We start from the raw sequence: 13,672 nt of genomic DNA, 5'->3' as shown, positions 1-13,672 counted from the left end.
CCCTTGATCGTCAGGAGAAGACGTCATCCGGCCTTTACGAATGCCGCTTTACGCCACTCGCGGCATAGCCACACAGCGGGCACAGCGAAAAGGCGGGCACGACGTAAGAGTTCACACGGTCACACCACGGGCACAGCGGGTTGGGCGGGCACAACGTAAGAGTTCACACGGCGAACACGGCGGACCACGGCGAACACGGCGGAAAGAGGGGGAGGGAATTCGGAGTTCGGAGTTAAGAGTTCGGAGTTCGGAGTTCGGAGTTCGGAGTTCGGAGTTCGGAGTTCGGAGTTCGGAGTTCGGAGTTCGGAGTTCGGAGCGGCAGCATGGGGGGTGGGTGGGAGTGTCAAGCTTAGAGTTGCCGCCAAGTCCCTTTAATCTGTGTCAATCTGTGTAATCTGTGGATGTTTTCTCTTTTCTGCGTTCTCTGCGTGTTCTGCGGATGATTTAGTCTACCCCCCGTGTTCCGCGAAAGGATTGAATCCAGTTATAGGACGTCTCCGAACTCCGAACCCCGAATTCCGAACTTAGTGGCTTCTATTTGACCTTGCGGGAGAAGCTGCCATCCTCCACGCGTTTATGAAGATCCGGATGGTGCTGCTCTGCGTGATTTCGCTCGGGTTCGGCGTCGTGAGCAGGGCGCCGGCGGACGAAGATGCGGTGTTCGGTTACCGGGATGTCGTCAAGCGTGCGGAAGACCTGGCCAAAGGGCCTTTCGCGCCGCAGGTGCAGGACTTGTCACCGGAGCTGCAGAACCTCGATTACGATCTTTACCGGCGGATTCGCTTTCTGCCTGAACACAGCGTTTGGGAAACGGCGCCCTACCGCCTGGGCTTCTTCCATCCGGGCTACTATTTCAAGCAGTTGGTTCTGTTTCACGCCATTGAGAAGGATCGCCTCCATGATATCCCGTTTTCGCCGGCGTACTTCTATTACGATAAGCCGCTCCAGTTCAGCGGACACGAAGCCTTCGTCGGGTTTAAGGTTTACGTGCCGTCCTCGCGGCCCGGGATCCAGGATGAGTTTCTTTCGTTCCTGGGTGCCAGCTACTTTCGCGCGGTGGCCAGGGGGTTGCACTGGGGGTTATCTACCCGGGGCCTGGCCGTCGACAACGGGATCAACGGTCCGGAGGAATTTCCATATTTTCGCGAATTCTGGATGCGGGAACCGAACCCGGGTGATCAGGGCATCCGATTTTTTGCCCTTCTGGACAGCCAAAGCGTAACGGGCGGTTACCAGTTCGACGTGCAATACGGTGAGACGACCGTCATCGACGTGAAAGCGACGGTCTTCGTTCGGAAAAAGCCTGAGGTGCTGGAGATCGCCCCGCTTACCACGATGTTCTATTTCGGTGAAAACTCGGTGAATAAACCAACCTTGAAGCCCGACTATCAACCTAGCGGCAAGACCGAGTTCTCCATGAACAAGACGGACTTTAAACGCCGGGAGTTCCGGCCGGAGGTGCACGACTCGGACGGCTTGCTGATGAACACCGTTTCGGGGGAGAAACTCTGGGTGCCCCTCGATAACCCCCCCAACGTGACGGTACGGCGGTTTTCCGACGTGACTTCGTTTGCCATGCTGCAGCGGGACCGCGACATCGATGACTACCTCGATCGAGAGGCGGAATACCACCGGCGTCCGAGCCTGATCGTCCAGTCGAAATCGGATCTCGGGCCGGGCTTTGTCCGGTTCCTGCAAATTCCTACCAAAGACGAATACACCGACAATCAGGTGGCGGGTTGGGAATTCAGGAATCCGCCGGAAGCCGGCGGCAAGGTCGAGTTTGCTTACCAGCTGCGTTGGACCGGAGATGAGCCGGATGTGGACCAGTTCCGGGTGGCGTCGACGACCGTGCGGCCGAATCCGGAGTCGAACGAGACGAGGTTCAGCGTCGAGTACGACAAGCCGAAGAAGGGCGAGTTGATCCCGGTGGGTGATTTGCGGCCGCATATCGTGGTTAACCACCCGGGAGAGGTCAGGGACGTGCAGTTCACGCCGACCGGAACCGGCTGGCTGGTGAGCTTCACGATTCACAACCCGAACCCGTCGCAGCAGCTGGATGTAAGCTGCGTTATCTTACGCCAGGACACCTTTTGCTCTGAGAAATGGCTATACCTCCTGAATATGTAGCGTCACTCCGTGCGGGAATTGAATCCTCCCCGGAATGGAAGGAAGCCTGGGTGCGCGCCAACGATTACCTGGACGCCCTGCGAATGCCGGAGGACCTGGATCGTGAACTGTTGCTGGTCTCCGGTTTCCGGCGCGCGATTGAGCGCAAAGGCCGGGAGACGTTTACCCCGGCGACCCGGTTGGCCCTGGAAGAGATCCAGCGCGGCATGGACGAGTTGTTCGGCCACCTGGTCAGGCCCGCCACCGGGGACGCGGAACGTTCCGCTGAAGAGCGGCTCCGGTTGTACCTGACCGAGGCGGATGCGCACGGCGCTTTTTTCCGGAGCCGGGCGATCCATGGGGAGCTGCTCGACGCTCTGCGCGATATCCGGCTTGAAACCACCCCCCCGTTGCAGCCGGCCAGCATCATGCCCAAACCTCTCGAGTTAACCGGGTGGGGTATGCGCCTGAGGCAGCTGGCGGAACGCTTTGCCCCGGCCGGCAACAGCCGGGTGCTGGCGTGGATTTTAGGATTGGCAGCCCTGGCGATTCTCGCCTTCACCAGCCTTTAAAACCTCCTGAGGAGGGTTTGCGCGATCCCGGGCCGGGCGGGTTCAACTGAACATTTGCCGGGTTTTTTACGTCAGACCCTTCGCTAACATGAATGGGAATATGGGTGGGAATAAAGCCGCCCGGTTTGTGCAATTTGCCGGTTCCGTCAGCCTGGAACAGGCATTTGAAAACAAAGTACGCAGCCGGCGTCTGGCGGTGTTGATGGTAACGGCAGGACTGTTCCTGCTGGGTTTGTGGCTCTTATCGGACATTTATACCGCGGAAGGCTGGACGCCTCTGCGAGCACTGAGTTTCGCTCTTTTTGCCCTTTTGTTCGCCGGGCTGGCGTTTGGTTTCACGCAGGCGTTTCTCGGCTTTCTCGCGCTGGCCGATGGAAATGAACCCCTGAAAATCACGAATACACTCGACCCGTCGACCCCTTTGGCGTCGACGGCGGTGATTATACCGGTTTTCAACGAGGACCCTGCCACCGTCTTTGGAAACCTGAGAGCCTTGTATGAATCGCTTCGCCGGCGCGGGGAACTGGAGGCCTTCGAGTTTTATATCCTGAGCGATTCAACCGATCCGTCGCGGGCGGTGATGGAGGAATTGGCGTGGACGGATCTGTGCCGGCAAGCAGACGGTTTCGGCCGTATCCATTACCGGCGGCGCAAGCTTCCGGTGAATCGCAAGAGCGGCAACGTGGCTGATTTCTGCCGCCGGTGGGGGCACCGGCACCGGTATATGGTGGTGCTGGATGCCGACAGCATCATGACGGGTGAAGCGGTGGCCTCTTTGGTTCGACTCATGGAGGTCAATCCCCGGGCCGGTATCATCCAGACCATGCCGCGGTTGGCCAAGGCGGAGACGCTGTTCGGCCGGGTGCAGCAGTTTGCTGCCCGGGTGTATTCACCGATTTTTGCCGCGGGCCTGAACTTTTGGCAGCAGGAGACGGGAAATTACTGGGGGCATAACGCGATTATCCGCATCGCGCCCTTTCTGACCTGCTGCGGGTTGCCCGAACTTCCCGGGTCGGAACCGCTCGGAGGCCGGATCCTGAGCCATGACTTTGTGGAGGCGGCGCTGATGCGTGCCCATGGCTGGGAAGTGTGGTTTGCCTACGACCTTGACGGAAGCTACGAGGGCCTGCCTCCGAACCTGACGGAATACGTCAAGCGAGACCGGCGCTGGTGCCAGGGGAACCTGCAACACGCCTGGTTTCTGCTGGCGCGCGGGGTCCGGGGTATCAGCCGGTTGCATCTGATTCAAGGCATTCTGGCCTACGCCTCGGCGCCGCTTTTGCTGCTGTTCATTCTGGCGGGCGGTTTGCAGGCGGCGCTGGATCACTTGCGTCACCGGGCCGGAAACGCAGCCCCGGCATCCTCGCTGGTGCTTTTTCTCCTGACGTTATCGCTTCTTTTCGGGCCGAAACTGCTGAGCCTCCTGCACCTGTTCTCACGTCCGCACGAGCTGAAATCGTACGGGGGCCCATGGCGGGTGACCGCCGGGGTGATTCTCGAGACGTTATTTTCCGTTCTGACCGTCCCGGTAATGGTCTGGTTTCACACCCGTTTTGTGCTGCGCAACCTGGCGGGCCAAACCGTCTCGTGGCACACGCAGACGCGCGACGGGGGCAACGGTCCGCGATGGCGCGACGTCCTGGCTGAGTACTGGCCTTTGCCGGCGGCCGCCGCGGTGTTCGGCCCGGCGGCGTGGTGGATCGGTCATGATTATGCGGTCTGGCTGGCGCCGATTCTGCTCGGGCTCTGGCTGGCTGCACCGGTCGTGCAGCTAAGCGGCCGCAAGGGGGTGTTATCCCGGTTTTTTCAAACGCCGGAGGAGACGGCGCCGGCACCGGAACTCATCCACAACTATCGTCTGAACCTCCGGGACGGGGATGGGTTGGTGCACGCGTTGCTTGATCCTTATTACAACGCGGTGCATGCATCCTTGCAGCCGAAGCGGGTGCGTAATGCGCCGGCAGTGGAAGACTATGTGGCCGGTCTGGCTGCAAAACTGTTCCGCGAAGGTCCGGATGCCCTCAGCGCGCGTGAGAAACGCGCCGTACTGGCCGACGGCCCGACCGTGGCCCGTCTTCATGACCTGATCTGGCGGACGCCAGGGCAGCTTATGAATCCGTTCTGGACCCGGGCAATCGAGGGCTACCGCAGCCGCCGGCCGGCTTCGCCTTCGGAGGCGCAGCGCTCCGCGGAAAGGGCTAGGGCAACCGCGCTTCTGGCTGCGTAGTGCGAAAGCATGCTGGACAATAAGCGCCAAACGCGCTTTGCTACGCGCTTGTTCATGAAGCGGTTCCTTGTGGGGAGTGCCTTGGTCGTCTGTGTGGTGACCGGAATGGTCCTTTGGCACCTTGATCAAACGGTGATACCGGCGGTGCGTCTGGCACCCGCTGAGGCTCAGCTCTTCATCGAATGCCCCAATCTGGCGCGCACGGCCGAGCGGTGGCCGGCAACGGCGGTGAGCCACATCCTTAAAGAACCGTCGGTGCGACGCTTTGTCGGGTACCCGTGGAAGGCACTGCCGAAAGGCTACCAGTTAATCTGGACGCGCCTGCTGAAATTACAGCCGACTTCCGGGTTTTTTTGCACCACCGATCTGCTGCGCCGTGAGTGGATCATCGGTTTGCGTTGCGCCAGCAATCTGCGGGGTTGGCAGGCGGACGCTCGCACGCTCGCCGCGGATTTTTTCGGGGGCGAATTTTCCGAACTTTCTCCCGACACGGTAAGCAGCCAGCCGGCGCGGCCGAAGGACCCCGTGATCACCACGGTGTATGGAATCCGTTGCGGCAGCTGGTTGCTGTTCAGCCCGGATCCGGCGGCGGTGAAAGCGGCGTTTGAGCGGCGAACGCAGGCGCGGGCCGGCTTGGAGACCTGCGAGACGTTTCAGCGGTGTCAGGGCAAGGTGCAGGCCGGCCCCGACGTGATGACGTTCGCACAGGGGCCGGTGGCGGAAATGATCGAACGGGTGATGCCCGGGTGCGATCCGCAGGCGAAAACCCGGCGGGCGTTGATCGCGACGACCAGCCTCGACGGTACCCAGGTTCGGGACCAGGTTTTTACCCTGGGTGCATGCGACGGCGACGCCGGCACGGCGCCCCTTTCCCGAAAGGCGCTTGAGGCTACGAGCACGGGCACGCTGTTTTATGCCAGCACGCACCTGGTGCCGTCCGCCTGGCGAAACCTGGTGCATGCCGCTGCGGAGCGTTCCGCCGTCGCTGCCACCGTTGACCAGTACTTCGAGGGGCTGACCAAGGCCGGCGTTGACATCTGCGAGCTTGACCCGCTGCTCAGCGATCTGGAAATCGTGATTGAACGCGACCGGGTGACGGACGTCTTCCAGCCGGTTTTCAGCGTGGGGCTCCGGGATGTCCCGCGGGTGCGCGCGTGCATGGAAAAGGTGGTGAAAAGCCATTTCGCTAACTGCGCACGTTCCACCACGGTCGAACAGGTCCCGGTATTCCTGTTGGAGACCGGGACGAAGGACCAGCCGGTCACGCTCGCGCTCGGCATCATTGACCAGCAACTGGTGCTGGCCGGCAGCCCGGCCGGTTTCGCGGAGACCGTCCGGCGCTTGCGGGTGCATCAGGTCGGGATAAATCGCTCAGAGCGTTATCAGACGGCGGCCGGCGCCGTTGCGCCGGCAACCGATGCATTTGCTTACCTGGACACCAAGCCCGCATTTGAAAAAATTTATCCGACGCTGCGGCCGATGGCGATTCTGGGGTCTGCGCTCGTGCCCACCCTGACCAATTACGTCGATCCGTCCAGTTTGCCGGATACGAGTGAGATCAGCCATTATCTTACCCCGATCGTGTTCTCGCGCCGTCATCTGCCCGAAGGCACGATCGACGAATCGGTTGGCCCGATCACGGCCTATCAAGCCGCCATCGTCGGGTTCGGCGCAGGTTTGACGCTGGGCCTGGTCGAATCCACGCCGAATCCGAATTGAATCGAGGACGGCGCGGACGCCCGGGCGCCTTGGTATGGCGAGCGGGGGCGGCGGCGGGCGCGATTTAAAGCATTTTTCAAAGCATTTTTCTCCTTCTCAGCATCGTCACAAACGCCTGCACGACCCTCGGCGGAATCCGGTTCCGGCGTTGCACCAAGCCGATCGGCTGCCACATTTCCGGCGGCTCAATCTCCACGGTGGCCAGGGTGCCGGCCCGGCGTTCCTCGCGCACGGTGACGAAAGGGACAATCGAAATGCCGTTCTCGATCGCGACCGCCCGTTTGAGCGTCTCCAGATTGTGACACTCCATCGTGCGACGGAGTCGTGCCCGGTTTTGTTTCAAAAAACGGTTGATGGCTTTGCGCGTCGGGTTGTCTGCTTCGAATGAAATGAAAGGTTCACCCTGCAAGGCCGACAAGGTGACTCTCTGCTGTTTTGCCAGGTGATGGCCAGGGTGGCAGATCAGCACGAGTTTATCTTTCCAGTAACTCTCGACCAGCATGCCCTTGCGACGGTTCGGAAAGGCCACCAAGCCCAGATCGGCTCCGCCCGAGGCCACTTGGTCGTAGACCTGGCTTGAATGTAAATACTCCACCACGATCTGCACGGCGGGAAAGGAACTTCGAAACGCCTTCAGGTTCCGGGGCAATTGGTACAGGCCGATGCTGTGAACGGTGGCGATCTTGAGTTCGCCGACGACCATCGCCTGCAACTGCCGGATCCGGTCGCCAAGGCTGCCGTACGCACGCAGAATCTCTTTGCCGGCCTCCAGGAACACCCGCCCCTCGGCGGTGACCAGAAAATGTTTTTTCCCGCGTTCGATCAGGGCCACTTTGAATTTCTGCTCCAGGCCACGGATCTGCTGGCTGACGGCGCTTTGCGTTATGGAATTTAGCTCGGCGGCTTTGGAAAAGCTGGCGGTCTCAACCAGATCACAGAAAACCTTGAAGGTTTCAATTTGCATGGGGCAGCACACGGGGGCTAAGAGCCACTTGTGGCTCGTTTCGCGCCACGCGGCTTGATCAAGGGTCTCTCATCCGCATTATCTTTTTGCGCGATTATCTTTTGCGTTGCCCGGGACGGCGGCCATTTTCCTTTCTCCTCGATTGACCCCATGGACGTTGATATCGCCACAAACCTGGAACAAGTCCGTACCCGGATCGCCGAGAGTGCCCGGCGCGCCGGCCGCGCACCCGAAGAGGTGCTGATGTTGGCAGTAAGTAAAACGCACTCGCCGGAAGTGATTCGGGAAGCGGTGGCCGCCGGGCAGACCGATTTTGCCGAAAGCAAGGTGCAGGAGGCGCGCATCAAGATCCCGGAATTGCCCTCGCGCTTGCGTTGGCACTTTATCGGCCATCTGCAGAGCAATAAAGTGCGCCAGGTCCTCTCCCTGTTTCAGGTCATCCACAGCGTCGATTCGATCGATTTAGTGCATCATTTGTCCAGAATCAGTGCGGAGGAAGGTCTGCACCCGCGGGTGTGTCTTCAGGTGAATGTTGCGGGGGAAGCGTCCAAATTCGGATTCGCGCCTGCAGCGTTGCTGCAGAATTTAGATCGAATCCTCGACCTGGGCCGGCTGCAGATCGAGGGCCTTATGACGGTGCCGCCGTTAGCTCCGAAAGCCGAGGATTCGCGCCGGCACTTTATCCGGCTTCGGGAACTGCGTGATGAAATCGAGCGCCGGACCGGGATCCGGCTGCCGCACCTCTCGATGGGAATGAGCCATGATTACCCGGTTGCCGTGGAAGAGGGTGCGACGATGGTACGCATCGGGACGGCCATCTTCGGCGAACGGCGCCGCGCCTGAAAATGCCACAAACGGAGAAGTGTCGGATCCGCAGGACACGCAGACAACGCAGAAAAGAAACACCGATCAAGGGGGACCTCACCCCGGGTTATCGGTCTGTTCCTTTGTTTTATATATTGCGCGCTAAGCGCGATATTCCCGGAACACCCGGTTGAGATCAACGGCCAGCCCAGGCAAGAGCGGTGATCCGAGGGTTTCGGTCGCCCGTTTCACCATCACCGGATGCTCGGCGTCTTCCGCAAACCGGTACACCGTGACGGTCTGAGGGTCCGGATCGATGATCCAGAGTTCAGTGACCCCTTCACGCGCGTAGACCCGGCGTTTTTGCTCCAGGTCGAGTTTCCGGGTTTTCGGTGAAAGGATTTCCACCACGAAATCAGGGGCGCCTTCGGCCCCGGCGGCGGTCAGGATGCCCCGGTTACGGTTGAGCACGATGGCGATGTCCGGCTGAAACACGTCGACGTCGCTCAGGTAAACGTCGAACGGCGCATCGTACAGTTCGCCGAGCGGTTGCGCTTCCAGGTATTGCATCAGGATAAATTCAAGGTTTCTCGAAATGACCTGGTGGTAGCGGTTGGGGGCAGGACTCATGTAGAGGTCGCCGTTGACCAGTTGGTACCGGGGACCGGTCTCGGGCAGCATCCGGTAATGTTCAACGGTCAGCGGCGGCGCATCAGGCCGAACGGGCATAACCGGAGTCTGCGCCCCGGCGACCTCCTCTGTCAAGGGTGGCCTGGCGGTTACCCTTTTGCTGCCGGGTGGTGCTGCGGCTGAGAGCGCCACAGATAGCTGCTCTCCATTTGTGGCATTCTTCCGCTTGTGGCATTTAAGCGGAGACCACTTTTCCGGTCAGATGGCGGAGGGGTTCGGGCCACAACCGTAACGCGTCCAGCGCGCCGCTGGCCAGGCGGGGGTGCAGCACTGACTGCCGGGCAAGCTGGTTGATCCAGAGGCGGTGCCGGTAGACCTGCTCCTGCCGGTGCGCGTACCAGACTTCCGCCTGGCCGCCGCAGTCGACGGACCGCAGGATGGCCTTTGCGGCCAGAGAACCGGTCTTCAAGGCGTACAAGATCCCTTCTCCGGTGAACGGTTCCACGACCCGGCCGGCGTCTCCGACGTAAAGGAGCCGTTCATGGGTCGAGCGAATCGGAAGCCGGCTGAGCGGGGCGATGGAGAACCACGGATGATCTTCCTGCAGCCGGAACCGCGCCGAGGCCCTTGCCCGGAAGGCGGCGGCGTACCGGGGCCGGCTGACCACGCAAACGTTCATCTGATCCTGGTCGACCGTGGCAATCCCGAGGTAACCTTCGGGGTGCAGTTCAAGGGCAACGTGCGGCGTGCTGGCAGCAGGAAAATGCGTCTGCCACGCTACCCGTTCCGGCCGGACCTTGGGGAATTCCTGCAGCAGACGCGCTACGGTTGAGTTGCGCCCATCCGCGGCGACGAGGAATCGGCCGGCAGCCTGCCGGGCAGCGGTGCCCACCTCCCAGCCCGGTCTCACCCTGGTCAGGGGTTCACCGAACCAGATTTCAGCGCCCGATTCGGCGGCTCGTTCCAGCAGCACTGCATCCAGGAGCCGGCGCGACAACCCCATTTCCGGGTGTTGCCGGTCCGGCAACCCGAACCGGATGCGCCGCCCGGAGATCGGTACGAAATCAACCCAGCGCAACGCGGAAAAAGGAAGTTTGGCGACGCGTTCGGCGACGCCGAGCTCCGCAAAAATCTCCCAACATCCCGGGTTCACGCAGTCGCCGCAAACCTTGTGACGCGGGAAACGGGCGCGTTCGATGATCAGGGTGCGCAATCCCGCAGCAGCCGTTAACGCGGCTGTGGTTGCGCCTGCCGGGCCGGCTCCCACCACGACCACGTCAAATTTATTCATACCAAAAGTTCGGCGATGCTGTCCGCCACGAGACGCCCTCGCGCCGTAAGACGAATTCGTTCCCCGATGCGTTCCAGATGCCCTTGCTCAAGCATGGCCGGCAGCTCCTGAACGACCCCCGCCAACTCCCGTTCCGGCACTCCCCACCTGGTGCGCAAGCCGAACGCGAGCCGTTCGGCGGTTTTCGTGGATGGATCGAGCTGCTCTTCGTTGACGCGGGGCAGTTGTGCGGACCGGATCGCGGCGACGTATCTCTCCGTGTCGCAGACGTTCTGCCAGCGCCGTGAACCCACCGTCGAATAGGCGCTCGGACCCAACCCCAGGTAATCTTCTCCGTACCAGTACGCGACGTTGTGCGCGCACTCATAGCCGGGACAGGCAAAGTTTGAGATTTCGTACTGCTCATACCCGGCGTGGTCGAGCGTTTCCATGGTCACTTCGTAAAAGCGCGCGTCCTGGTCCGTGTCCTGAGAATATTCCCCGGCCTGCAGTTTCTCGAAGTAGGCGGTGTCTTCTTCGTAGGTCAGGCAGTATGCCGAGAGGTGTTCCGGTCCGAGCCGCAACGCTTCGGCCAGGGTATCCCGCCATTGGTCCGGGGTCTGGCCCGGCACGCCGAAGATGAAGTCGAGGTTGACGTTACGAACGCCGGCTTTACGCAAAATTTCGTACGAACGTAAAACCTGCTCCGCCGAGTGAACCCGGCCGAGGGTCTTGAGGAGGCCGGGATCAAACGACTGTACCCCCATGCTGATCCGGTTGACCCCGTGGTCGAGCAGCAGCCGCGCTTTATCATGAGACACGGTGGCCGGATTCATTTCGAAGGTCCATTCGCGCAGGGCCGAGAGGTCGAGGTTGCGGCGCAAACCGGTGAGCAGGTAATCGAGCTGTTTGATCGAGAGCGCGGTAGGAGTGCCGCCGCCGAAAAAGATCGTTTCACAGCGCAGTTCCTGGCCGGCGAGCCGGAGTTCATCGAGGAGCGAGTCGAGGAACGGCTGGGTCTTGTTCCGGTCGGACGCTTCTTTGTAAAAACTGCAATAGGGGCAGATCTGGAGACAAAAAGGGATGTGAACGTAGAGGTGGCGGACGGCCGCGGCAGTCGCACTTCCCTGGTTGCTTTCTGGCCGGATCGGATAGAGTCTCACCGCGTGTTTAGAGTCCTGGCGATCTGTGCGTGCGTGGCCGCATTTTGCCTCTCTACTCTAGCACAATCCGGCCCGCCTGCGTCCCCGGAGGACAATCCGGCTGCCCCGCAGGCCACCCCGTCCCACGTTCCGGCGCGCTCGGACGTCTTTCGGATTCAGGAACGAAACGCCATCGTGGATTTCAAGCCCGATGCCGAGGTGGTCCGGCGGATGGTGGATGCCCTGGTGATGAACGTCACCGGACAGGGCTCAGTCGCAGCGGCCTGGGGGTCGCTGGTCAAACCGAACGACGTCGTGGGCATCAAGGTCTGTGCGAACGGCGCACCGCTCTTCAGTACGCATCCTGAAGTGGTGGCGGCGATCTGTGAAGGCCTGGCGGCGGCGGGTGTACCACCGCAGAACGTCGTGGTGTTTGACCGTGAAGAAGGCCTGCTCAAGGCTGCCGGTTACAACGTCAAGGGGGCGGGTTACCGGTTGCTCTGGACGGAGGGCAATTATGATCCCCAGGCAGTCGTAACCGCCGCCATTTCCGGCCGGTTGATTTACGGGGACCTGCTCTTCGTCGGACGCAAGGTGCCGAACCTTAAAGCCGAACTCCACGGGCAGGATCAGCCGCACGAAATGCCCCCTGATAATTTCAGCAACGAAAGCCACATCAGCCGGATCCTGACCAAGGTCGTGGCCAGGGTCATCAATGTACCGGCCTTCGCCGATCACCTCGGCTGCGGGCTTTCCGGCGCTCTGTTCAACATGACGGTGCAAAACGTCGACAACTGGCGCCGGTTCGTGCAGCCGCCGGGCAGAGGTGACCCGGATATCCCGGAGCTTTATGCCAATCCTCAGATCGGCGCCAAGGTGGTTTTGACGATCATGGACGGGTTGGTCGCGGAGTACGCCGGCGCCCCCGTCGGCGACCTGAACTATGCGATCCAATACGGGACGCTCCTGGCCGGCCGCGACCCTGTGGCCATCGACTCGGTTGCACTCCGCCAGATCGATTTCTGGCGAAGACAGGCAAAAATGGATCCTGCTTCAAAAGATGCAAGGTACGTCGGCATGGCTTTCAATTACGGGTTGGGCAACGCGGATCCGAGCCGGGTTGATGTGCATGACCTCCGCGACATCCGGTGAAGGCCGGCCCGGATACGACCCTGGAAAAGCAGCTGCTCGGCTGGCTCAAGCCGGTTTCGCGCTCTTTCTACCTCAGCATCCGGTTTCTGCCGCGGCGTATCCGCCCGACCATGGCCACGGCTTACCTCCTGGCCCGGGCGTCCGACACCATCGCCGATGTCACAGGCTTGCCGGCCGACGTGAGGCTGGAGGCGTTGCGCCTCTTTCCGGGTGCGCTTCGTCAGAATGATGCCGGCTTTTTCAAGCTGGTGCGCGAATGCGCCCGCCACCAGCGGATGCACGGTGAGAAGGTGCTGCTGGAGGATCTGCCTCGAATCCTTGATGCGGTTCACCAACTGCCGGAGCGGCACCGGTTGCTGGTCGAAGAAGTTCTGCAAAAGATTCTGCGCGGCCAATCGCTCGACCTTGTCAGGTTCGAAACCACACCCGGCCGGGTGCACGCCCTGCAAAAGGACGATGAGCTCGACGAGTACACTTACCTGGTGGCGGGTTGCGTCGGTGAGTTCTGGACAAAGCTTTGCCTGCTGGAATGGCCGCGTTACGGCGATTTACCCGCGCCGGAGTTGGTGAGCCTGGGTGTTCGCTTCGGCAAAGGCCTTCAACTCATTAATGTCCTGCGAGACGCCGGCGCCGATTTGCAGCACGGCCGGTGTTACCTGCCGGTGACCGTCGCGCCCGATCGGCTGAAAACCGAGCCCGAGGCCGCCGGCGAAGTTTACCGGCGCTGGCTGAGCCGCGCCCTTGATCAGCTGGCGGCTGCATGGACCTACACCGGGCATATCCGGCCGCGGACGATACGATTTGCCTGTGCGTTGCCCGCCTTGATCGGGATCCGCACCCTGCGCCGGCTCACGCAAGCGCCACCCTTCGCTGAACGGGTCAAGGTGAGCCGGCGCGAGGTCTATGCATTGGCGGCCCTGGCGTTGGCAGCTGCGTGGTGGGCGCCGGCACATCGCCGGATCTACGAACGGGAGTTCGGTAACGGGTAACGGGTAACGGGTAACGGGTAACGGGTAACGGGTAACGGGTAACGGGTAACGGGTAACGGGTAACGGGTAACGGGTAACGGGTAACGGGTAACGG

11 protein-coding genes are annotated in these 13,672 nt (G+C 61.2%); 7 read left to right on the top strand and 4 right to left on the bottom strand.

Annotation, left to right across the window (positions count from 1 at the left end; all coding sequences use genetic code 11):
* Positions 1-576: 576 nt before the first annotated feature.
* The 4 genes from JO015_13405 to JO015_13390 all read left to right on the top strand — a co-directional run bounded on the left by JO015_13405 (position 577) and on the right by JO015_13390 (position 6,627).
* The gene (locus tag JO015_13405) at positions 577-2,130 is read left to right on the top strand and encodes a glucan biosynthesis protein (protein ID MBW0000092.1); all 1,554 of its coding nucleotides are present in this window, start codon (positions 577-579) and stop codon (positions 2,128-2,130) included.
* Positions 2,106-2,681, top strand: coding sequence for a hypothetical protein (locus JO015_13400; protein MBW0000091.1), 576 nt, complete (start codon positions 2,106-2,108; stop codon positions 2,679-2,681). Before JO015_13405 ends, JO015_13400 begins: the two co-directional genes overlap by 25 nt.
* Positions 2,682-2,781: 100 nt before the next feature.
* A complete protein-coding gene (gene mdoH / locus JO015_13395) occupies positions 2,782-4,908 on the top strand; it encodes a glucans biosynthesis glucosyltransferase MdoH (protein ID MBW0000090.1) in 2,127 nt (708 codons plus the stop codon).
* 9 nt (positions 4,909-4,917) lie between these two features.
* Positions 4,918-6,627, top strand: coding sequence for a hypothetical protein (locus JO015_13390; protein ID MBW0000089.1), 1,710 nt, complete (start codon positions 4,918-4,920; stop codon positions 6,625-6,627).
* Between the two features lie 76 nt (positions 6,628-6,703).
* Here the strand turns inward: JO015_13390 and JO015_13385 are convergent, their stop codons facing one another.
* Positions 6,704-7,591: a LysR family transcriptional regulator gene (locus tag JO015_13385; GenBank protein MBW0000088.1), complete on the bottom strand. Its 888-nt coding sequence runs from the start codon at positions 7,589-7,591 to the stop codon at positions 6,704-6,706.
* Positions 7,592-7,741: 150 nt separating this feature from the next.
* Here JO015_13385 and JO015_13380 point away from each other — a divergent pair, with 150 nt between their 5' ends.
* Positions 7,742-8,434, top strand: coding sequence for a YggS family pyridoxal phosphate-dependent enzyme (locus tag JO015_13380; GenBank protein ID MBW0000087.1), 693 nt, complete (start codon positions 7,742-7,744; stop codon positions 8,432-8,434).
* 123 nt (positions 8,435-8,557) lie between these two features.
* On the opposite strand, the gene JO015_13375 is transcribed toward JO015_13380, so the two are convergent.
* From JO015_13375 to hemW, 3 genes are all read right to left on the bottom strand, one after another.
* On the bottom strand, positions 8,558-9,124 hold the full coding sequence (locus JO015_13375) for a Uma2 family endonuclease (protein ID MBW0000086.1): 567 nt from the start codon (positions 9,122-9,124) through the stop codon (positions 8,558-8,560).
* Between the two features lie 136 nt (positions 9,125-9,260).
* Complete coding sequence (locus JO015_13370; GenBank protein MBW0000085.1) at positions 9,261-10,316, bottom strand: FAD-dependent monooxygenase; 1,056 nt, start codon at positions 10,314-10,316, stop codon at positions 9,261-9,263.
* The gene (hemW, locus tag JO015_13365; GenBank protein MBW0000084.1) at positions 10,313-11,458 is read right to left on the bottom strand and encodes a radical SAM family heme chaperone HemW; all 1,146 of its coding nucleotides are present in this window, start codon (positions 11,456-11,458) and stop codon (positions 10,313-10,315) included. Before hemW ends, JO015_13370 begins: the two co-directional genes overlap by 4 nt.
* A 3-nt stretch (positions 11,459-11,461) precedes the next feature.
* On the opposite strand from hemW, the gene JO015_13360 reads away from it, so the two are divergent.
* Positions 11,462-12,589, top strand: a complete 1,128-nt coding sequence (locus JO015_13360; GenBank protein ID MBW0000083.1) for a DUF362 domain-containing protein — start codon at positions 11,462-11,464, stop codon at positions 12,587-12,589.
* Positions 12,586-13,578 carry a squalene/phytoene synthase family protein gene (locus JO015_13355; GenBank protein MBW0000082.1) on the top strand — a complete coding sequence of 331 codons (993 nt, stop codon included), beginning with the start codon at positions 12,586-12,588 and terminating at the stop codon, positions 13,576-13,578. The genes JO015_13360 and JO015_13355 overlap by 4 nt, the downstream gene beginning before the upstream one ends.
* Positions 13,579-13,672: the final 94 nt, after the last annotated feature.

The organism is Verrucomicrobiota bacterium, from assembly GCA_019247695.1.
GTDB lineage: Bacteria > Verrucomicrobiota > Verrucomicrobiia > Chthoniobacterales > JAFAMB01 > JAFBAP01.
Note: the sequence above shows the minus strand (reverse complement) of the source record. Positions and strands in the feature narration are given on the sequence as shown.

Coding starts and splice junctions, on each gene's coding strand:
- JO015_13405 (MBW0000092.1), top strand. CDS start 577: ATGAAGATCCGGATGGTGCTGCTCTGCGTGATTTCGCTCGGGTTCGGC.
- JO015_13400 (MBW0000091.1), top strand. CDS start 2,106: ATGGCTATACCTCCTGAATATGTAGCGTCACTCCGTGCGGGAATTGAA.
- mdoH (MBW0000090.1), top strand. CDS start 2,782: ATGGGTGGGAATAAAGCCGCCCGGTTTGTGCAATTTGCCGGTTCCGTC.
- JO015_13390 (MBW0000089.1), top strand. CDS start 4,918: ATGCTGGACAATAAGCGCCAAACGCGCTTTGCTACGCGCTTGTTCATG.
- JO015_13385 (MBW0000088.1), bottom strand. CDS start 7,591: ATGCAAATTGAAACCTTCAAGGTTTTCTGTGATCTGGTTGAGACCGCC.
- JO015_13380 (MBW0000087.1), top strand. CDS start 7,742: ATGGACGTTGATATCGCCACAAACCTGGAACAAGTCCGTACCCGGATC.
- JO015_13375 (MBW0000086.1), bottom strand. CDS start 9,124: ATGCCCGTTCGGCCTGATGCGCCGCCGCTGACCGTTGAACATTACCGG.
- JO015_13370 (MBW0000085.1), bottom strand. CDS start 10,316: ATGAATAAATTTGACGTGGTCGTGGTGGGAGCCGGCCCGGCAGGCGCA.